Here is a 20,050-nt window from a genome sequence, read left to right as displayed (position 1 = left end):
GTGACTGAAGCCCCCGCACACGACGAGGCCCACGGCGGCGGCCTCGGCTCCCGCCTCAACTGGCTCCGGGCGGCCGTGCTCGGAGCCAACGACGGCGTCGTCTCCACCGCCGGCCTCGTCGTCGGCGTCGCCGGCGCCACCGAGTCCCAGGCAGCCCTGCTCACGGCCGGCCTCTCGGGACTGCTGGCCGGCTCGATGTCGATGGCGGCGGGGGAGTACGTCTCGGTGTCCAGCCAGCGCGACTCGGAGAAGGCCGCGCTGGCCATGGAGAAGCGCGAACTGCGCGAACGGCCGGAGGCCGAACTCGCCGAACTGACCGGCCTCCTCGCCGCCCGCGGCCTCTCCCCGGAGGTGGCCCGCGAGGCCGCCGAACAGCTCACCGCCCGCGACGCGCTCCGCGCCCACGCGCGCGTGGAGCTCGGCATCGACCCCGACGCCCTCACCAACCCCTGGCACGCGGCCGGCGCCAGCTTCCTCGCCTTCACCGTCGGCGCCCTGCTCCCGCTCCTCGCGATCGTCCTCCCGCCGCCCTCCGCCCGCCTCTGGGTCACGGTCCTCTCCGTCCTCGCCGCCCTCACCCTCACCGGCTGGTGGAGCGCCCGCCTGGGCGCCGCCCCCACGGGCCCGGCGATCCTCCGCAACGCGGCGGGCGGGGCCCTGGCGATGGGCGTGACGTACGCGGCGGGGTCGCTGCTGGGGGCGGCGGGCGTCTAGGGCCTTGTCGGAAGGTGCCAAAGCCTGCCGAGCGCGTCCTGCTCGCCGCGTACGCCGTCACCCTCCCCGGCTGCCGGCGCCCGGCTTCTGGGTCATGCTGACCTACATCGCGGCGCGGTACCTGCTGACGGCGGGAACGCTCCACGCGATGTACGGTGAACGTCGTACAACCATCTGACAGCAAGGACCGTCCGCCATGCGCGCCACCACCATCCACGCCCCGTTCGACATGCGCGTGGAGGACGTGCCCGACCCGGTGATCCAGGAGCCCACGGACGTCGTCCTGCGGGTCCTGCGCGCCTGCATCTGCGGCAGCGACCTGTGGGCCTACCGCGGCGAGTCCGCCCGGCAGCCCGGCCAGCGCATCGGCCACGAGTTCCTCGGCATCGTCGAGGCCGCCGGCTCCGACGTCACCGGCTTCGCCGCCGGCGACCTCGTCGTCGCCCCCTTCGTCTGGTCCGACGGCACCTGCGACTACTGCGCCGAGGGCCTCCAGACCTCCTGCCCGCGCGGCGGCTTCTGGGGCTCGGTCGGCTCCGACGGCGGCCAGGGCGAGGCCGTCCGCGTCCCGTACGCGGACGGCACCCTGGTCAAGCTCCCGGCGGAGGCCGCCTCCGACGACCGGCTCCTGACCGCGCTGCTCGCCCTCTCCGACGTCCTGGGCACCGGCCACCACGCGGCTCTCGGCGCGGGCGTCACGAAGGGCTCCACGGTCGCCGTCGTCGGCGACGGCGCGGTCGGCCTCTGCGGCGTCCTGGCCGCCAAGCGGCTCGGCGCGGAGCGGATCATCGCCCTGGGCCGGCACACGGCCCGTACCGACATCGCCCGCGCCTTCGGCGCCACGGACGTCGTCGCCGAGCGCGGCGAGGCCGCCGAGGCCGCCGTCCGCGAGCTCACCGGCGGCCAGGGAGCCCACGGCGTCATCGAGGCCGTCGGCACCGAGCAGTCGATGCGCACGGCGGTCGCGATCGCCCGCGACGGCGGCTCCATCGGCTACGTCGGCGTCCCGCACGGCAGCGGCACGGGCCTCGACCTGTCGGTCATGTTCGACCGCAACATCGCCCTCCGCGGCGGCGTCGCCCCGGTCCGCGCCTACATCCCGGAACTCCTCCCGGACGTCCTCTCCGGCGCCATCGACCCGTCCCCGGTCTTCGACCTGACGGTGGGCCTGGAGGGAGTCCCGGCGGGCTACAAGGCCATGGACGAGCGCACGGCCCTGAAGGTGCTGGTCAAGCCGTAGGACCACGGGGTGCCCACTCTGGGGGAGGGTGGGCACCCCCCCCGGTGCCGGCGCCCGGGCCGTACAAGCCCCGTCAGGCCCCCGCCCACTCCGGCGCGTCCGCCCCCGCGATCCCCGGCGCCCGGGACCAGGACCTCGGCCCGCCCTCGTACGCCACCGGCGACAACGCATGCCGCAGCCGCCCCAGCGGCCCCTCCGACTCCGTCAGGTACCGCTCCGGCTCGTACCGCGGCAGCGCGTGAGTCAGCCAGTGCCCCGTCTGGGCCAGGGCCAGACGGACGAGCCGGCTCCCGCCCTCCGCGCGCTGCTCCGTCAGCGACCGCAGCACCGCCGCCGCGAGCAGATATCCCGTGCCGTGGTCCAGGGCCTGCGCCGGCAGCGCGCCCGGCTCGGCCGCCGAGCCCTCCACCGCCGCGATCCCCGTCGCCACCTGCACCAGGGAGTCGAAGCCACGCCGGCCGCCCCAGGGCCCGTAGTCGCCCCAGGCGGAGAGCCGCGCGGTCACCAGACCCGGCCGCTCCAGGTCGAAGCGGTCGAGTGCGCCCGGCCGGAAGCCGGTGACCAGCACGTCGGCGGAGTCGAGGAGTTCGTCGAAGGTCCGCCGGTCCGAGGGGCGGTCCAGATCCAGCGCCGACGTCCGCTTGCCGACGCCCGTGTCCGCGTGCTGGTCCGGCAGTTCGGGGTTGCCCGGCGGGTCGATCCGCAGCACGTCCGCGCCGAGCAGCGCCAGCGTCCGGGTCGCGACCGGCCCGGCGATCACCCGGGTCAGATCGAGGACCCGCAGCGGCCGTCCGGCCTCGGCCCGGGGCGCCGCCTCGTCCAGCCGCTCCCGGCTCAGCAGCGGCCGCGCCGCCACCTCGCGGCCCTGCTCGCCGGCCGCCCACTCCCCGGGCGTCCGCAGGGCGACGGCCAGGCCCCCGGCCGCGTACACCGCCGTCTCGACCTCGACGGCCTTCCGCTCCCCGATCGCCGCGGCAACGGCCTCGACCGAGTCGGGAACGCCCAGCGCCGCGAGCAACGCGGCCTGGTGGTGCGGGTAGTTGGCGTGCGTACGGACCCAACCGTCGGCCGCCCGCCAGAACCGCGAGAGGGGTGCGAAGTTCACCGGCGCCCGCCCGTCGACCCGCAGATGACGCTCGCTCACGAAGGCGGTGGCGACGGCCCCGTCGTCCACCCGCACCGGGCCCGGGAGCCCCGCGTGCTCCACCGCGGCGAGCGAGCAGGCGGCGACCGCGCCGCGCGCCAGGTCCATCACCGGAAGCCGCGCGGGCAGCAGCCCGGAGACCCCGCCGTACTCCACCCGGTCGACGAGGGCGGGATCGCCGCCCAGGGCCGACCACAGCAACTCCGTACCGGTACGCACTGTGTTGTTCATGACCAGCAGTGTGGCACTCAGTGCCACGCAAAGGGCCCTGGTGTGGCACACCACACCAGGGCCCTCCGACCGTGCCGTACCGCTTACTTCACGGCGGCCAGCGCGTCCACGATGCCGGCTCCGTAGAAGCCGTTCCTCTTGTCCGCGCCGTCCTGGCAGACGGCGTCGACGACACCGTCGGAGTTGATGTCGTACGGGTTGGTGCACGCGTGCTCGTCGGCCTGCGCGTACAGCAGCGCCTTCAGCGCCGCCGGGCTCGCGTACGGGTGCGTCGACTTCAGCAGCGCCAGCACACCGGCGGCGTGCGGCGAGGCCATCGACGTACCGGCCTTGTAGTTGTAGCCGCCGTTGACCGTGGTCGACAGGATGCGGCCGTTGACCGCCGGGGCGTCCGGCGTCTGGTACTCGGTGCGGTCACCGCCGGGCGCGGCGATGTCGATGACGCCCATGCCGTAGTTGGAGTAGGACGCCTTCAGGCCCTTGGCGCCGGTCGCGGAGACCGTCACGACGCCCGGCAGCATGGCCGGGTAGTCGAAGCACTCCTTCGGGTTGATGACCCGGTCGCCCGGCGTGGTGTCGTTCGGGCTGCTGTTGTCGAGGATCGACTCGGCCGCCAGGTCGAACTTGGAGTTGCCGGCCGCGGCGACGTTGACCGTGCCCTTCTTCTCCGCGTACCGGGTCGCGCGGGTGACCGCCTCGATGAGGGCCTTCTGGTCCTCGTCGTTCTTGCAGGCGAACATCCACGGGTCGGTGTAGTAGCTGTTGTTCGTGACGTCGACACCGTGCTCGGCCGCCCACACGAAGCCACAGACCACGGCCTCGGTGTAGAAGAAGCCGTCCGGGGTGGACACCTTGATGCCGGCGAGCTTCACGCCCGGCGCGACACCCGTGACGCCGATGCCGTTCTTGGCGGCGCCGATGGTGCCCGCGACGTGCGTGCCGTGGTCGCTCTCGCCCGGCTGCGGACGCCAGGAGCCGGCCGTGGTGTCCGGCTTGCCGGACACGCAGTTGGCGGACGCGGCCGCGTCGAAGTTCGGCGCCAGGTCCGGGTGGGTGTCGTCGACACCGGTGTCGATGATGCCGACGGTGACCCGGCTGCTGCCGAGGGTCTTCTCGTGGGCCTTGTCGGCCTTGATCGCCGGGAGGTCCCACTGCAGGGGCTCCAGCGGGTCCTGGCCGTCCGTGGCGGCGGCCGCGGCAGCCTTCGCCTCGGCGGGGGACAGGGTCTGCGCGCCCTCGTCGACCGAGTCGTCGGACTGGACGGAGAGCGGGGCGGTACGGGTCGAACCGGCCGACTCGACACCGGGGACCTGACGGATCGTCTTCGCGAACTCGGGGTTCTGCGAGTGGACGACTATCACGCCTATCTGGTCGTACGAGATGACCACCTCGCCACCCGCGGCGGCGATCGCCTTCTTCACCGAGGCGGCGGTCCAGCGGCCGCCCTCGACGTTGACGACGTAGGAAAGCTTCGGGCCGGTGAAGGCGACGGTGGCCGGAGCGTCACTCAGTTCCGCGGCGGAGGCGGCGCCGGGGGCAAGGAAGCCGAGCGAGGCCGTGAGCGCGAGACCGACCGGCAGAGCAAGAGCTCGGCCGCGCCTCGATCCCAGATGAGCCATGGGTTCTCCACATCATCCGTATGTACTGTCCGCGCGCGGGTTTACGGGCGGACAGGTGCATGACGAGTGAAGCTATCGCTGATCTTCCCGAAGCTTCAATGAGTTGAGAAGACTTCATGAAGATCTGTTCAAGGAAATCGCCCGTGTGAACCACTTCGCTTCCCGCTCCGTGCCGTTGGACAGGGGAGGAGCTCCGGTCGGAGCACCGATTCCCGCACCCCTGGTGAGGCCCCCTTGACCATGCCGCCGTCCGTCCCCGCGTCACGAGGAGATTCCGTGGCTACCGAAGCACCGCCGCCGCCGAGAAAGGACACGGAGACCGACCGCGGTCCCGGGTCGCCCACGACGGAACAGTTCGTCGAGGTGCAGGAAGGTGCGGAATTCGGCGAATTGCGCCGTACGTACCGTTCCTTCGCCTTCCCCCTCACCATCGCCTTCATCGCCTGGTACCTGCTGTACGTGCTGCTCTCCAACTACGCGGGCGGCTTCATGGGCACCAAGCTCTTCGGCAACATCAACGTGGCCCTCGTCCTCGGCCTCGGCCAGTTCCTCACCACGTTCCTCATCGCCTGGCTCTACTCGCGGCACGCGGCGAACCGGCTCGACCCCAAGGCCGAGGCCATCAGAACCCGTATGGAGGGCGACGCATGAGCACCCCCGTCCTGCTCGCGGCGGGCAACGCCACCACCGAGCACCGGCCCCTGATCATCGCCCTGTTCGGCGCCTTCGTCGTCGCCACCCTCGTCATCACCGTCTGGGCCGGCCGCCAGACCCGCAGCGCCGCCGACTTCTACGCCGGCGGACGCCAGTTCACCGGCTTCCAGAACGGCCTCGCGATCTCCGGCGACTACATGTCCGCCGCGTCCTTCCTCGGCATCGCCGGAGCCATCGCCCTCTTCGGCTACGACGGCTTCCTGTACTCGATCGGCTTCCTCGTCGCCTGGCTCGTCGCCCTGCTCCTGGTCGCCGAACCGCTGCGCAACTCCGGCCGGTTCACCATGGGCGACGTCCTCGCCTACCGGATGCGCCAGCGGCCCGTCCGCACCGCCGCCGGCACCTCGACCATCGTCGTCTCGATCTTCTACCTGCTCGCCCAGATGGCGGGCGCGGGCGTCCTCGTCTCGCTCCTGCTCGGCATCACCAGCGACGGCGGCAAGATCGCGATCGTCGCCCTGGTCGGCCTCCTGATGATCGTGTACGTGACGATCGGCGGCATGAAGGGCACCACCTGGGTGCAGATGGTCAAGGCGGTCCTGCTCATCGCGGGCACGCTCCTGATCACCTTCCTCATCCTCCTCAAGTTCCACTTCAACATCTCGGAGCTGCTCGGCGCGGCCGCCACCAACAGCGGCAAGGGCGACGCCTTCCTCCAGCCCGGCCTCAAGTACGGCGCCACCGCCACCTCCAAGCTGGACTTCCTCTCGCTCGGCATCGCGCTCGTCCTCGGCACGGCCGGCCTGCCCCACATCCTGATCCGCTTCTACACGGTGCCGACCGCCAAGGCCGCCCGGAAGTCCGTCAACTGGGCCATCGGCATCATCGGCGCCTTCTACCTGATGACGATCGTCCTCGGCTTCGGCGCCGCCGCCCTCCTCAAGAACAGCGACATCGTCGCCTCCAACAAGGCGGGCAACACGGCCGCCCCGCTCGCGGCCCTGGAGATCGGCGGCGGAGCCGACTCCACCGGCGGCGCGATCCTCCTCGCCGTCATCTCCGCCGTCGCCTTCGCGACCATCCTCGCCGTCGTCGCCGGTCTGACCCTGGCCTCCTCCTCGTCCTTCGCGCACGACATCTACGCCAACGTCATCCGGCGCGGACAGGCCACCGAGAAGGAGGAGGTGAAGGCCGCCCGCTGGGCGACCGTCTTCATCGGCATCGTCTCCATCGCGCTCGGCGCCCTCGCCCGCGACCTCAACGTCGCCGGCCTGGTCGCCCTCGCCTTCGCGGTCGCCGCCTCGGCCAACCTGCCGACGATCCTCTACTCGCTCTTCTGGAAGCGCTTCACCACCCAGGGCGCGCTGTGGTCGATCTACGGCGGTCTGATCTCCGCCGTCGTCCTCGTCCTCTTCTCGCCGGTCGTCTCCGGCAAGCCCACGTCGATGTTCAAGACGGCCGACTTCTACTGGTTCCCGCTGGAGAACCCCGGCCTCGTCTCCATCCCGCTCGGCTTCCTGCTCGGCTGGCTCGGCTCGATCCTCTCCAAGGAGGAGCCGGACAAGGGCAAGTACGCGGAGCTGGAGGTCAAGTCCCTCACCGGAGTCGGAGCGCACTGAACCGTATACGGTCCGCCACCGCAGGACGGCCGCGTCGTAGAGTTCTACGACGCGGCCGCGTCGGTCCTCGTGACAATCTGCCCTGCTCGTTGTCCGTGCGCTCACGTAGGCTCGAAACACACGCATCCGGAAAACGGGGAGGGGGCCACAGTGCTCATCGACACCTACGGCCGTGTGGCCACTGACCTGCGCGTCTCGCTCACGGACCGGTGCAATCTGCGCTGCACGTACTGCATGCCCGAGGAGGGTCTGCAGTGGCTCGCCAAGCCGGACCTCCTCACCGACGACGAGATCGTCCGGCTGATCCGCATCGCGGTCACCGACCTCGGCGTCACCGAGGTCCGCTTCACCGGCGGTGAGCCGCTGCTCCGCCCCGGCCTCGTCGGGATCGTCGAGCGCTGCGCCGCCCTGGAGCCCCGCCCCCGGATGTCCCTGACCACCAACGGCATCGGACTCAAGCGCACCGCCGCCGCCCTCAAGGCCGCCGGCCTCGACCGGGTCAACGTCTCGCTCGACACCCTGCGCCCCGAGGTCTTCAAGACCCTCACCCGGCGCGACCGCCACCAGGACGTCCTCGACGGCATGGCCGCCGCCCGCGAGGCCGGCCTCACCCCGGTCAAGGTCAACGCCGTCCTGATGCCCGGGCTCAACGCCGACGAGGCCCCCGACCTCCTCGCCTGGGCGATCGAGGAGGGGTACGAGCTCCGCTTCATCGAGCAGATGCCCCTGGATGCCCAGCACGGCTGGAAGCGCGACGGCATGATCACCGCCGGGGACATCCTGGAGTCCCTGCGCACCCGCTTCACCCTGACGCCCGAAGGCTCCGAGGAGCGAGGCTCGGCTCCCGCCGAGCGCTGGGTCGTCGACGGCGGACCGCACACGGTCGGCGTCATCGCCTCCGTCACCCGCCCGTTCTGCCGGGCCTGCGACCGCACCCGGCTCACCGCCGACGGGCAGGTGCGCACCTGTCTCTTCGCCACCGAGGAGACGGACCTGCGGGCCGCGCTGCGCGCCGAGGACCCGTCGCCCGCGTCGGACGCGACGGTCGCGGAGCTCTGGAAGAAGGCAATGTGGGGCAAGAAGGCGGGCTCGGGCCTCGACGACCCGAGCTTCCTCCAGCCCGAGCGCCCGATGTCGGCGATCGGCGGCTGAGGTCCCGGCCGTCTCTTCCGGCAAGATCCGGAAGAGACGGATCAGCGGGTCTCCCCGGCCTCCCAGTCGGCCAGCGGGACGACGTCCTTCAGGAAGCCCCGTACCCCCAGGAACTGGGAGAGGTGCTCGCGGTGCTCCTCGCACGCGAGCCAGGTCTTGCGCCGCTCGGGCGTGTGCAGCTTGGGGTTGTTCCAGGCGAGCACCCACACGGCGTCGGCCTTGCAGCCCTTCGCGGAACAGATCGGCTTGTCGTCAGTCACGCGATCATTGTCCAGCAACAGCGATGCCGGGCAGCCACGGGGGGAGCTGCCCGGCATCGGTCCGTCGCTCCGACGGGGGATGCGGAGCGCGTAGGCAGTATGTCACGGCACATGGGGTGCGGTGCACCGGATCGTCATGATTGATCTGAGGTTTTCTTGAGGTTGGGAGCCTCGAGTGCGGGTCGCTCCGGAGGGGGGACGAAGGTGGAGGGAAGGGACGGAGCCCTCTCGCGTCCCGCGTTGGCGATCACCACGGCGATGTAGGGGAGCAGGAGGCCCAGGCCCAGCGCCACGAAGGCCACATGCCGCTCCACGTTCCACAGCACCGTCGCGGCGATCACGGAGAGCGTCCGCACGGTCATCGAGATGACATAACGCCGCTGCCTGCCCCGGACGTCATCGGCGAGCCCCTGCCGGGCTCCCGTGATCCGGAAGACCTCGGTCCCGCCATGCTTCGACATCGCCGTTCACCACCCACAGGCCGCGCCGGACCCTCCCCGGTCCGGACCTGTTCCCACCGTACGCCCGCCGCCCCCGCCCGACGAGACCGGGGCACGTACGGCGCTGTCCGACATGCGCCGTATGACCGATAGGTCGAGACTGGGCCCACATGCGTACTAGGAGGCGACGATGAGTTGGTTGTGGGCGATCATCGTGGGATTCGTCCTCGGTCTGATCGCGAAGGCGATCCTGCCCGGGAAGCAGCAGATCCCGCTGTGGCTGACGACCGTGTTCGGCATTCTCGGCAGCGTGCTCGGCAACGCCGTCGCGACCTGGATCGGAGTCAACGACACCCGGGGCATCGACTGGACCCGGCACCTGCTCCAGCTGATCGGCGCCGTCGCCGTCGTCGGCGTCGGCGACATGCTGTGGGCCTCGATCAGGGGCAGCAGACAGCGCGCCTGAGACACGGCAAGAGGCCCGGTACGGCGCTCAGCGCACGTACCGGGCCTCTTGCCATGGGTCCCGCTAGCCGGCGAACTCGATCGCGGCCAGGTTCTTCTTGCCGCGCCGCAGCACCAGCCAGCGGCCGTGCAGCAGCTCCTCGGCCGCCACCACGGCGTCCTCGGCGGTCACCTTCACGTTGTTCACGTAGGCCCCGCCCTCCTTTACCGTGCGGCGCGCCGCCGACTTGCTCGCCACCAGACCGACCTCGGCGAACAGGTCCACGACCTGGCCGAGCTCCGACACGCGCGCGTGCGGCAGCTCGGACAGCGCGGCGGCGAGCGTCGGCTCGTCCAGCTCGGCCAGGTCGCCCTGCCCGAACAGCGCCTTGGAGGCGTTGATGACGGCCGCGCACTGCTCGGCGCCGTGCACCAGGGTGGTGAGCTCCTCGGCGAGCGCCCGCTGGGCGGCGCGCGCCTGCGGCCGCTCGGCGGTCTGCGCCTCCAGCTCCTCCAGCTCCTCGCGGGACCTGAAGGAGAGGATCCGCATGTACGTCGAGATGTCCCGGTCGTCCACGTTCAGCCAGAACTGGTAGAACGCGTACGGCGTGGTCATCTCCGGGTCCAGCCAGACGGCCCCGCTCTCGGTCTTGCCGAACTTGGTGCCGTCCGCCTTGACCATCAGCGGGGTCGCGAGCGCGTGGACCTCGGCGCCCGGCTCCAGGCGGTGGATCAGGTCGAGGCCTGCCACCAGGTTGCCCCACTGGTCCGAGCCGCCCTGCTGGAGCGTGCACCCGTAGCGGCGGTACAGCTCGAGGAAGTCCATGCCCTGGAGCAGCTGGTAGCTGAACTCGGTGTAGCTGATGCCCTGCTCGGACTCCAGGCGCCGGGCGACGGAGTCCTTGGTCAGCATCTTGTTGACCCGGAAGTGCTTGCCGATGTCCCGCAGGAACTCGATCGCCGACATCCCGGCGGTCCAGTCCAGGTTGTTCACCATGACCGCCGCGTTCTCCCCCTCGAAGGAGAGGAAGGGCTCGATCTGCGAACGCAGCCGGTTCACCCAGTTCGCGACCGTCTCCGGGTCGTTCAGGGTGCGCTCGGCCGTCGGCCGCGGGTCACCGATCTGCCCGGTGGCCCCGCCGACCAGCGCCAGCGGCCGGTGCCCGGCCTGCTGGAGCCGGCGGACGGTGAGGACCTGGACCAGGTGGCCGACGTGGAGACTGGCCGCGGTCGGGTCGAAACCGCAATAGAACGTGACGGGACCGTCCGCGAGAGCCTTGCGCAGTGCGTCCTCATCGGTGGACTGGGCGAACAGCCCGCGCCACTTCAGCTCGTCGACGATGTCCGTCACGATCGTCCGTCTCCTCAGAAAGTCGTCAGTGCTACGGCGCTCAGTCTAGGCGGGTCAGACCCCCTTGCTGACCGAGCTCATGTTGAAGTCCGGCACCCGCAGGGCGGGCATCGCGGCCCGGGTGAACCAGTCGCTCCACTCGCGCGGCAGCGTCTTCTCCGTACGGCCCGCCTCGGAGGCCCGCGACAGCAGGTCCACCGGCGACTCGTTGAACCGGAAGTTGTTCACCTCGCCGACCACCTCGCCGTTCTCGACGAGGTAGACGCCGTCCCGGGTCAGCCCGGTCAGCAGCAGCGTCGCCGGGTCGACCTCGCGGATGTACCAGAGGCAGGTCAGCAGCAGGCCGCGCTCCGTCGAGGCCACCATCTCCTCCAGCGAGCGCTCGCCGCCGCCGTCCAGGATCAGGTTCCCCGCTCCCGGCGCCACGGGCAACCGAGTAAGCCCCGCCGTGTGCCGGGTGGTGATCAGGTGCGCCAGGGCGCCGGCCTTCACCCAGTCGACCGGCCCGACCGGCAGACCGTTGTCGAAGACGGAGGAGTCGTCGCCGGAGGAGTGCGCGATCACGAACGGCGCGGACTCCAGGCCCGGCTCGTTCGGGTCGCTGCGCAGCGTGAGCGGCAGTGGGGAGAGCGTCTCGCCGAGCCGGGTGCCGCCGCCGGGCTTGGAGAAGACCGTGCGGCCCTCCACCGCGTCCCGGGCGGCCGAGGACCACAGCTGGTAGATCATCAGGTCGGCCACGGCGGTCGGCGGCAGCAGCGTCTCGTACCGGCCGGCGGGCAGCTCGATCCTGCGCTCGGCCCAGCCGAGGCGGGTCGCCAGCTCGGCGTCGAGCGCGGCCGGGTCGACGTCCTTGAAGTCCCGGGTCGCGCGCCCGGCCCAGGCGGAGCGCGAGCGGTCCGGGGACTTGGCGTTGAGCTCCAGGGTCCCGTTGGGCTGGTCGTGGCGGAGCCGCAGCCCCGTGGAGGTGCCCAGGTAGGTGGAGGTCAGCTCGTGGTTGGCGAAGCCGTACAGCTCACGGCCGCCGGCACGCGCGCGTGCGAAGGCCTCGCCGAGCGCGGGCGCGAAGTCGGTGAAGACGGCGGAGGAGGTCTCCGCCGGCGCGTCCGTGAAGTCGGGCGAGGCGGGCACGCCCTCCACGAGCGGCTGGGCGTCCTCGGCGGGCCCGGCGGCGCGGGCGGCGGCCTCGGCGGCCCGGACCAGGGGCTCCAGGTCGTCGACGGTCACGGCGGACCGCGAGACGACACCGGAGGCGGTGCCCTGGGCGCCGTCGACGGTCGCGATGACGGTGAGGGTACGGCCCCGGGTCACCCCGTTCGTGGTGAGCGCGTTCCCGGCCCAGCGCAGATTGGCCGAGGACTCCTCGTCGGCGATGACGACACACCCGTCGGCGCGGGACAGCTCCAGGGCCCGCTCGACGATCTCGTACGGCTTGCTGACGCGGCTCATCGACCGGCCTCCTGCGTCGTGTTCAGGATGTTGACGCCCCGGAAGAGGGCGGACGGGCAGCCGTGCGAGACGGCGGCGACCTGGCCCGGCTGGGCCTTGCCGCAGTTGAAGGCGCCACCGAGCACGTACGTCTGCGGGCCGCCGACCTGCTCCATCGAGCCCCAGAAGTCGGTGGTCGTCGCCTGGTACGCCACGTCCCGCAGCTGCCCGGCGAGCCGGCCGTTCTCGATGCGGAAGAAGCGCTGGCCGGTGAACTGGAAGTTGTAGCGCTGCATGTCGATCGACCAGGACCGGTCGCCGACCACGTAGATGCCCCGCTCCACGCCCCCGATCAGGTCCTCCGTCGACAGACCGCCCGGATCCGGCTGCAGCGAGACGTTCGCCATCCGCTGCACCGGCACGTGCGCGGGGGAGTCGGCGAAGGCGCAGCCGTTCGACCGGCCGAGGCCCGTGAGCTTCGCGATCCGCCGGTCCAGCTGGTAGCCGACGAGCGTGCCGTCCTTCACCAGGTCCCAGCTCTGCGCCTCGACGCCCTCGTCGTCGAAGCCGACGGTGGCGAGACCGTGCTCGGCGGTCCGGTCACCCGTCACGTTCATGATCGAGGAGCCGTACGCCAGCTTGCCCAGCTGGTCGAAGGTGGCGAACGAGGTGCCCGCGTACGCCGCCTCGTAGCCGAGCGCCCGGTCCAGTTCGGTGGCGTGCCCGATGGACTCGTGGATCGTCAGCCACAGGTTCGACGGGTCCACGACCAGGTCGTACCGGCCCGCCTCCACGCTCGGCGCCCGCATCTTCTCGGCGAGCAGCGCCGGGATCTCGTCGAGCTCCTTGTCCCAGTCCCAGCCGGTCCCCGTCAGGTACTCCCAGCCCCGCCCGACCGGCGGCGCGATCGTCCGCATCGAGTCGAACTCGCCGGTCGTCTCGTCCACGGCGACGGCCGTGAGCTGCGGGTGCAGCCGGACGCGCTGCTGGGTGGTCACGGTGCCCGCCGTGTCCGCGTAGAACTTGTTCTCGTGGACGGTGAGCAGTGAGGCGTCCACGTGCGCCACGCCCTCCGCCCCGAGCAGCCGCGCGCTCCAGTCGGCGAGCAGCGCGCTCTTCTCCTCGGCGGGCACGGAGAACGGGTCGATCTCGTACGAGGAGATCCACGTCTTCTCGGCGTGCACCGGCTCCTCGGCCAGCTCCACGCGCTCGTCGGAGCCGGCCGCCGCGATCACCTTCGCCGACAGCTTGGCCATGGCGACCGCCTGCGAGGCGACCCGCGCGGCCCCGTCCATCGTCAGGTCGACGCCGGACGCGAAGCCCCAGGCCCCGCCGTGCACCACCCGCACCGCGTAGCCGAGGTCCGTGGTGTCGGAGGACCCGGACGGTTTGGCGTCGCGCAGCCGCCACGAGGCGCTGCGCACCCGCTCCAGACGGAAGTCGGCGTGCTCGGCACCGAGCGCGCGCGCTCGGGCGAGCGCCGCGTCGGCGAGCGCCCGCAGGGGCAGCGCGACGAACGAAGGGTCGATCTGATGGACCACGAGCGGCCTCGCTCTCGGCGATCGGAAGACGGCGGTTGAACTGTCCGGGAAGTCAATCACGGGACGGGCGGCAGAGTCGGCGCATTGCGGCGTACCTTCGGCGCCCGCTACCCCAACAGGTCATCGCCCGCCGGGCATTGAGGGATCGGAATAGGGCATTGGCATAGCCTGGCGATCGATCGGATGAGATGATCGACGCCATGCACGGGTGAGTGAACGGGGTCAGGTCCTGGCTGTCGTCCCTTGACGAGGACGCACTCAGATCCCTGCTGACCTGGCATCAGTGCTTACGCGGAGACCGGCACGCCCACACGCCTGACCGGCCCGCGCGCCGGACGCCCCCCACCCGCCGGGAACTCCACGCCGCCCGCGTGCGGCTCGCCAAGGCGCAGCAGGGACAGCTCACGAGCTTCGCCGCCTGCGGGCTCGTGTGGGCCGCGAAGGCGCTCCGCACGGAGTACGGCTTCCCGGAGCGCGCCCTCGCGGACCCCAGCCTCGAAGAACTCCTCGCCATGCTCCGGGTGCTCGACCCGCCCCTCGCGCGGTGCGCCCTCTACGGCATGCTCCTGCCCGGCACGAGCCGGCTGCCGGTCGGGCCGCTGGCACGCGAGCATCGGGCCGCGTTACAGGCGGCGGCCGACAGCACTCCGCCGTCCGACGCGTACGAGATAGGCCCGGGCTTCGACGCCCCGCCCGAAACCCCGACGACGCCCTTCGAGTGTGAGGATGCCGCTCCCTTGCCCGGAACCGAATCAGCGCTCGTACGCCTCCAGCGCTCCGGCGAGCGGCTGGCCGCCGCCCTGCGCGCGGCGGCGGACGCCGTCGAGACCGGGTGCCTCCCCGCGGACGCCCCCGCCGAGGCGATCACCGCATGGATCGAGGAGCGCGAGCGGCTCGGCTCCGCACTCGCTGCCGAGGGCTTCACATGGGGTCCCGAACTCGGATACGCCGACGCCGAGGCCGGCTTGACGCGGCTGCGGGAGGCACGTGCCGAACAGGCCGACGCCCTGCGGCGCAAGGCCGGCCGGTACGCCGAGCTCCTCGAACTGGCCGAAGACGAGGAAGAGGCCTCCGACCTCAGCCGCCACCTGGAACGCATCGAGGCGCAGTTGCGTGAACTCGGGTCGGCGGAGGAGGCGACCCAGGAAAGCGAACCCGAGCCTCGTGCCGACCCCGCCGCCTCCCCGGACGGGCCGACCGAGCACGGCACCGGGGACACGACCGCGCTCACGGCCAGGGCCGCCGACCGGGTCCGGGCGGGCGCCTCCGCGATCGAGGCCGTTCGCCGCGCGGTGGAACCCCGGCCCCCGGCCCTCCTGCCGACCCAGGCGGCCCCCCTGCCGACGCCCCAGAAGCCCGCCACGCCCCCGGCCCCCGCCCTGCCCGCGCCCGAGCCGACCGCGACCGACGGGTGGACCGCGGCGGACGGGCGGACCGCGCCCGAGCCGACCGCGCCCGAGCCGACCGCGCCCGAGCCGACCGCGCCCGAGCCGACCGCGGCCGACGAGCCGACCGCGACCGACGGGCCGACCGCGGCCGCCGCGCCCCTGCCGTCCGCCGCCGACGCGCCGGGACGCGAGCCCGCCCCGGCCGCCGCGGCCGTGCCCGCCCAGGCCCCGGCGTCCGCCGTGGCATCCTCGGCGCCCGCCCCGGCCGTCGAGCCGACGCGGGCCGCCGTGCCCGCCCCGGCCGCCGCCGTACCCCCGCTCGCGTCCGCGCCTGCCGCCGCCCGGCCCGCGCCCGTCGAGGAAGAGCCGTGGCCCAGTGGAGTCGAGGCACCCGACTGGGATCCGTACGCGCCCTGGGAGACCGGCAGCGAACCCCCCGTCGGGCGGCTGCTGCGGACGGGGCGGCTGGCGGAGGCGTACTGGATGACCGTCGCGTCCCACGAGAGCGACGTCCGGGCGCGGACGCTCGCCTTCGCCGCCGCCGCGTTCGGCTGCGTCTCGGACAGCGAGGCCACCCCCGTCCAGATGGCGCACGAGTTCGACGCCGCGCTCGCCGCCCAGGACCGCGAGGCCCACCTCGTGGCCCTGGCAGCCGCCCTGCGCACCGGCCTCACCGCGCGCTGGCCGCACGGCCTGGTCAGCGGGTTCGTCATGCCGTCCGGGCTCACCGGCCCCTGGCAGCACCTGCTGAACGTGCTCGTGGCCGCCGTCCGGGACGGCCGCGCCTTCGAGCCCGGCATGCTCCAGGGCAGCGCGGAGGGCCTGGAGGCCGCCACCCGTGAGGAGATCGGCCTGACCGCTCGGCAGCTGCTCGACGACCTGCCGCGCCGCAAGATGAAGTACCAGCGGGCGTCCAAGGTGCTCCAGTACCTCGTCGGCCCCTCGGGCGCCGTGCGCCATGCGCTGAACGAGGTCATCGAGTGGTCCGGCCAGAGTCCGGCGGAGTACACCGGTGCGCTCGGCTTCCGCGCCCTCGGCGAGGAGCTGTGGCGGGCCGAGGACATCGACCGGCTCATCGAGGACACGGACGCCCTCTTCCGCACGTCGAAGCAGGCCAAGGAGCCGATCACCGCCGGCGCACTCCGGCAGCTGCACGCCGCCTGCCGTTCCGTCGGCGAACTCCTCATGCGCGCCGAGGCCGCCCACGCCTCCGCCCGCCCGCACCAGGGCGTCAGCGACCGGGGAATCCCCGAGCTCGCCTCGGTCCTGCGGGACGTCGCCGACGAGCCCGCCCCGGCCGGGACGGGCGGCGCGGCACTCGGCCTGCTGCGCGCCTGGCTCACCGGTGAGCACGTACGGCCCGCGGGCACCGCCGCCGACCTCCTGCGGGAGGACGGCGGCCCCGTACCGCCCGCCGACGCCCTCCTCCGACTGCCCGACCTGCCCCGGGACACCCTCGGGGACCCGGACCTCGCCGACCCCCGGGCGGCCCGCCGGATCGCCGCCCTGCTGGTCCCCGCCGACGCCGAGTACGCCCTCGCGCGCTACCTGGACGACGGCGACCTGCACCTCGCCCGGGCGCTGATCGCCGCGGTCGAGAACGCGCCGGAGGAGTACGGCTGTACCGACCCCGAGTGGGGCGAGACGGCGGCCCGGCGGCTCGCCCAGGGACACGAGGACTGGCGGCGGGAGATCGCCGAGCACCACCGCGCGGCCGCCGGACTGCTCGCCCAGATGCGGACGCTCAACCAGCTCGCCGCAGACCAGGAACGCGAGTTCGTGGGCCGGCTCCAGGAGTTCGCGGACGGCGAGGAGTCGGGCCGCTACCGCTTCGCCGTGGAGTCGCTGCGCGCCCTCGAGGCCGAGCTCGTCACCCTCGTCGAGGACTACACGGCGCAGCTGCGGGAGAACCTGGCCCAGCTGCGGGCCCGCCCGGACCAGCCGCTTTCCGCCGGGGACCACGACCGGATCGCCCGCCTCATCGACGAGGGCGACACCGTCACCGCGCAGGAGTTCCTCGCCCTCGCGACCAGCCACACGCCGCTGCCCGAGCAGGGCGCCCGGTACGACGACGGTTCGGAACTCGCCGCCTTCCTCAGCGGCGTGACCGCTCCCGACGCGCCGAAGGCCGGCGGGGAGGGCGTCGACGCCGAGTGGTGGGCCGAGCACTACGGCGACCCCGCCTCCTCGCTCACCCCCGCCGCCGGCAACGGCCTGGAGTCGTGGGCGGCCCTGTGCACCTCGCAGGGCCGGCGCGGCGAGTGGCAGCAGCACATCCCCCGGGTGCTGCGGCTGCTCGGCCTCGAACTCTCCACGAACCAGGTCGTCGCCGAGCGGGCGGCCCTCGGCCAGGGCATGCGCCGCTTCAAGGTGCGCGCACGGGTCGCCGAACGGCCCGGCTACGTCGCGGCGCTCGGCTCCCGGGCGTCCTCGTACACCGTCCTCCTCGTCTGGGAGGAGCAGCCGGCCGACGGCCCGCTCGCCCACCTGGAGGACGCCGACGTGGGCGCCAACATCGTGCTCTACCTGCACCCGCTCGGCCTGGAGGGGCGGCGCGGCCTCGCCGAGTCCGCCCGTTCCTTCGCCCAGCAGGCCCTGGTCGTCGACTCCGCGGTGATGGGGTGGATGGCGGCGCGCGCGCCCGGCGCGTTCCGCTCGCTCCAGCGCGTGACGCTGCCCTGGGCCGCGTACAACCCGTACACGCCGTTCGTGGCGGGGCTCGTGCCGCCCGAGGTCTTCTACGGCCGCGACGAGGAGATGCGGGAGGTGATGGGCCGCGAGGGCGGCATGTTCCTCTACGGCGGCCGTCAGCTCGGCAAGTCGGCCCTGCTGCGCCGGGTCGCGGAGATCTTCCCCAGCCGCACCGACACGCACGTGGCCGTCTACCTCGACCTCCTCAAGGCCGAGATCGGCCACGCCGAGGCCCCCGACCGGATCTGGAGCCGCCTGGTCGAGGACCTCAAGCGCAAGGGCGTCTTCAACAACAAGATGTCCGAACAGGCCGGCCCCGACGTCGTCGTACGCAACATCCGCGCCTGGCTCGACCAGGACGACACGCGCCGGATCCTGGTCCTCGCGGACGAGGCCGACGCCTTCCTCAACACCGACTCGCGCCGCGCCTACCGCGTCGGCAGCGAGTCCACCTTCCCCAACGTCATGCACTTCCAGCGGCTCATGGAGCACACCGAACGCCGCTTCAAGATCGTGTTCGCCGGTCTCCACCAGGTCCAGCGGTTCGGACACCTCTCCAACGTCTCCACCGTCCACGGCGGCCCCGACGTCCTGGTCGGCCCGCTCGGCACCCAGGCGGCCGTACGGCTCGTCACCGAGCCCATGTCCGCCCTCGGCCACTTCTTCGAGCGCCCCGAGCTGGTCTGGCGCATCCTCGCCATCACCAACTACCAGGCCAACCTGGTGCAGATCTTCTGCCGTGAACTCGTCCGCGTCCTCCACGACCGCCCGTACACCTTCGCCGGCGGCCCGGTCCGCATCACCGAGGCCGACGTCCAGAAGGTCGCCGCCTCGGAGACCGTGCGCCAGCAGATCGCCGAGCGGCTGCGCTTCACCATCAACCTGGAGGACCGCTACCGGGTCCTCGCCCTCGTCATCGCCCTGCGCAGCCTCGCCGACGGATACCGCGGCGACTACTCCGCGGGCGAACTCCTCCAGGAGGCTCGCGAGGCCTGGCCCGAGGGCTTCGAGATGCTCAGCGCCAAGCAGGCGCAGATCTTCCTCACCGAGATGGTCGGCCTCGGCCTGCTCATCCAGCTCGGCGACCGCTCCCGCTTCGCCGTCCGCAGCCCCAACGTGGTCAACATGCTCGGCACCCGCGAGGAGCTCGAACTCGAACTCCGCGAGACCGAGTTCGGCCTGCCGTACGACTACAACCCGCACGCCGCCCGGCGCCTCCTGGGCCGCGACGCCCGCAACGTGCAGACCTACAGCCCGCTCACCGAGGAACAGCTGCACGAGACTGCGCAGTCCGGTGTCAGCCTCATCGGCACCACCGCCCTTCACCGGCCCCCGCTGGTCCAGCGGGCCGTCACCGCGTTCGCCGAGAACCGGGGCGTCGACGTCGTCCCGTACACCCACGGCGAGGACCTCACAGCCCTCCTCAAGAGCCGCCGCCGCAAGGCGCACGTGATCATGGCCGACCTGCGCGGCGCCGCCCTCGAAGAGCTGCGCGAGGCCGTCCGCTCGATGCTCGTCCACGCCGGGCCCGCCGCCGACCGGCTCGTGCGGCAGACCGAGCAGCGCAGCGGCGGCAACGAGAACCGCTCCGTCGTGGTCGTCGCCGACGCGGCCGCCCTCGCCGAACTCGCCGCCGACGACGGCCACGAGGAGCTCGCCGTGCGGTGGCTGCGCCCCGAGCGGTGGACCACCGACGCCCTGCGCGCCTGGTCGGAATGCCCCTTCGTCTCCCGGGAGGACCGCGACCGGCTCGTCGCCGCGACCGGCGGCTGGCCCCGCTGGATGGAGGCCGCGGTCGCGGACGTGTCCGTGCACGGCGCGACCCTGGACAACGCCGTCGAGCGGATACGCGCCCTCATCGCCAACCCCCGCAACCTCGAGGAGCACCTGCGCCTGTCCGGGCTCGTCGCCCGCGACCTGCAGCTCCTCGCCGCCTGGACGGGATACGTGGAGGAGGGCCAAGGGGTGCCCCGCGACGACGTGGCGGCCGCGGTCGAACTCTCCGACCCCGACACCGACGCGTGGCTCCACCACCTGGACCAGCTCGGCGTCCTCGACGAGACACCCGAGGGCTTCGCGGTGGAACCGGTCACGTACCGCGCGGTGCGGTTCCGGGCGACCGCCGGGGAGAAGTGAC

The 20,050-nt window shown here is 72.5% G+C and carries 14 protein-coding genes and 1 pseudogene; 8 read left to right on the top strand and 7 right to left on the bottom strand.

What is annotated here, in order from left to right:
* From ABT041_RS21280 to ABT041_RS21275, 3 genes and pseudogenes are all read left to right on the top strand, one after another.
* Nucleotides 1–714 (top strand): VIT1/CCC1 transporter family protein, encoded by a 714-nt coding sequence (locus ABT041_RS21280; RefSeq protein ID WP_351186656.1) that lies wholly within the window; start codon nucleotides 1–3, stop codon nucleotides 712–714.
* Nucleotides 715–778: 64 nt separating this feature from the next.
* Nucleotides 779–892 (top strand): annotated as a pseudogene (locus ABT041_RS39060) (lysoplasmalogenase); the annotation flags it as partial.
* A gap of 18 nt (nucleotides 893–910) precedes the next feature.
* Nucleotides 911–1,954 (top strand): zinc-dependent alcohol dehydrogenase family protein, encoded by a 1,044-nt coding sequence (locus ABT041_RS21275; RefSeq protein WP_351186654.1) that lies wholly within the window; start codon nucleotides 911–913, stop codon nucleotides 1,952–1,954.
* 73 nt (nucleotides 1,955–2,027) lie between these two features.
* Here the strand turns inward: ABT041_RS21275 and ABT041_RS21270 are convergent, their stop codons facing one another.
* Both ABT041_RS21270 and ABT041_RS21265 read right to left on the bottom strand, forming a co-directional pair.
* Nucleotides 2,028–3,329, bottom strand: a complete 1,302-nt coding sequence (locus ABT041_RS21270) for a CoA transferase (RefSeq protein ID WP_351186652.1) — start codon at nucleotides 3,327–3,329, stop codon at nucleotides 2,028–2,030.
* 83 nt (nucleotides 3,330–3,412) lie between these two features.
* Nucleotides 3,413–4,948 (bottom strand): S8 family peptidase, encoded by a 1,536-nt coding sequence (locus tag ABT041_RS21265; protein WP_351186651.1) that lies wholly within the window; start codon nucleotides 4,946–4,948, stop codon nucleotides 3,413–3,415.
* A 276-nt stretch (nucleotides 4,949–5,224) separates the two neighbouring features.
* Between ABT041_RS21265 and ABT041_RS21260 the strand changes: the two genes are divergently transcribed.
* The 3 genes from ABT041_RS21260 to moaA all read left to right on the top strand — a co-directional run bounded on the left by ABT041_RS21260 (nucleotide 5,225) and on the right by moaA (nucleotide 8,373).
* Entirely contained in the window at nucleotides 5,225–5,599 is a 375-nt protein-coding gene (locus ABT041_RS21260; RefSeq protein WP_351186650.1) for a DUF485 domain-containing protein, read from the top strand.
* Nucleotides 5,596–7,221 (top strand): monocarboxylic acid transporter, encoded by a 1,626-nt coding sequence (locus tag ABT041_RS21255; protein ID WP_351186648.1) that lies wholly within the window; start codon nucleotides 5,596–5,598, stop codon nucleotides 7,219–7,221. Before ABT041_RS21260 ends, ABT041_RS21255 begins: the two co-directional genes overlap by 4 nt.
* Nucleotides 7,222–7,371: 150 nt before the next feature.
* Entirely contained in the window at nucleotides 7,372–8,373 is a 1,002-nt protein-coding gene (moaA, locus tag ABT041_RS21250) for a GTP 3',8-cyclase MoaA (protein WP_351186646.1), read from the top strand.
* Nucleotides 8,374–8,414: 41 nt separating this feature from the next.
* Here moaA and ABT041_RS21245 read toward each other — a convergent pair whose 3' ends face one another.
* Nucleotides 8,415–8,633 (bottom strand): hypothetical protein, encoded by a 219-nt coding sequence (locus tag ABT041_RS21245; RefSeq protein ID WP_351186644.1) that lies wholly within the window; start codon nucleotides 8,631–8,633, stop codon nucleotides 8,415–8,417.
* A gap of 134 nt (nucleotides 8,634–8,767) precedes the next feature.
* Nucleotides 8,768–9,094 (bottom strand): DUF3099 domain-containing protein, encoded by a 327-nt coding sequence (locus ABT041_RS21240; protein ID WP_351186642.1) that lies wholly within the window; start codon nucleotides 9,092–9,094, stop codon nucleotides 8,768–8,770.
* A gap of 169 nt (nucleotides 9,095–9,263) precedes the next feature.
* Between ABT041_RS21240 and ABT041_RS21235 the strand changes: the two genes are divergently transcribed.
* The gene (locus ABT041_RS21235; protein ID WP_351186640.1) at nucleotides 9,264–9,539 is read left to right on the top strand and encodes a GlsB/YeaQ/YmgE family stress response membrane protein; all 276 of its coding nucleotides are present in this window, start codon (nucleotides 9,264–9,266) and stop codon (nucleotides 9,537–9,539) included.
* 63 nt (nucleotides 9,540–9,602) lie between these two features.
* Here the strand turns inward: ABT041_RS21235 and tyrS are convergent, their stop codons facing one another.
* From tyrS to ABT041_RS21220, 3 genes are read right to left on the bottom strand one after another with little or no spacing between them, the layout of a single operon-like run.
* A complete protein-coding gene (gene tyrS, locus ABT041_RS21230; protein ID WP_351186638.1) occupies nucleotides 9,603–10,868 on the bottom strand; it encodes a tyrosine--tRNA ligase in 1,266 nt (421 codons plus the stop codon).
* A 54-nt stretch (nucleotides 10,869–10,922) separates the two neighbouring features.
* Complete coding sequence (locus ABT041_RS21225; protein ID WP_351186636.1) at nucleotides 10,923–12,314, bottom strand: metallopeptidase TldD-related protein; 1,392 nt, start codon at nucleotides 12,312–12,314, stop codon at nucleotides 10,923–10,925.
* On the bottom strand, nucleotides 12,311–13,834 hold the full coding sequence (locus ABT041_RS21220) for a TldD/PmbA family protein (RefSeq protein ID WP_351186634.1): 1,524 nt from the start codon (nucleotides 13,832–13,834) through the stop codon (nucleotides 12,311–12,313). Before ABT041_RS21220 ends, ABT041_RS21225 begins: the two co-directional genes overlap by 4 nt.
* 371 nt (nucleotides 13,835–14,205) lie before the next feature.
* Here ABT041_RS21220 and ABT041_RS21215 point away from each other — a divergent pair, with 371 nt between their 5' ends.
* Nucleotides 14,206–20,049 carry a hypothetical protein gene (locus tag ABT041_RS21215; RefSeq protein WP_351186632.1) on the top strand — a complete coding sequence of 1,948 codons (5,844 nt, stop codon included), beginning with the start codon at nucleotides 14,206–14,208 and terminating at the stop codon, nucleotides 20,047–20,049.
* Nucleotide 20,050: the final 1 nt, after the last annotated feature.

The organism is Streptomyces sp. NPDC002825 (genome assembly GCF_040295385.1).
Classification (GTDB): domain Bacteria; phylum Actinomycetota; class Actinomycetes; order Streptomycetales; family Streptomycetaceae; genus Streptomyces.
This window is presented reverse-complemented; position numbering and strand designations above follow the sequence as displayed.

Excerpts from the sequence above, each read along its gene's own strand:
- ABT041_RS21270 (WP_351186652.1), bottom strand. The coding sequence starts at position 3,329 with ATGAACAACACAGTGCGTACCGGTACGGAGTTGCTGTGGTCGGCCCTG.
- ABT041_RS21255 (WP_351186648.1), top strand. The coding sequence starts at position 5,596 with ATGAGCACCCCCGTCCTGCTCGCGGCGGGCAACGCCACCACCGAGCAC.
- ABT041_RS21225 (WP_351186636.1), bottom strand. The coding sequence starts at position 12,314 with ATGAGCCGCGTCAGCAAGCCGTACGAGATCGTCGAGCGGGCCCTGGAG.
- ABT041_RS21265 (WP_351186651.1), bottom strand. The coding sequence starts at position 4,948 with ATGGCTCATCTGGGATCGAGGCGCGGCCGAGCTCTTGCTCTGCCGGTC.
- ABT041_RS21235 (WP_351186640.1), top strand. The coding sequence starts at position 9,264 with ATGAGTTGGTTGTGGGCGATCATCGTGGGATTCGTCCTCGGTCTGATC.
- ABT041_RS21240 (WP_351186642.1), bottom strand. The coding sequence starts at position 9,094 with ATGTCGAAGCATGGCGGGACCGAGGTCTTCCGGATCACGGGAGCCCGG.
- ABT041_RS21275 (WP_351186654.1), top strand. The coding sequence starts at position 911 with ATGCGCGCCACCACCATCCACGCCCCGTTCGACATGCGCGTGGAGGAC.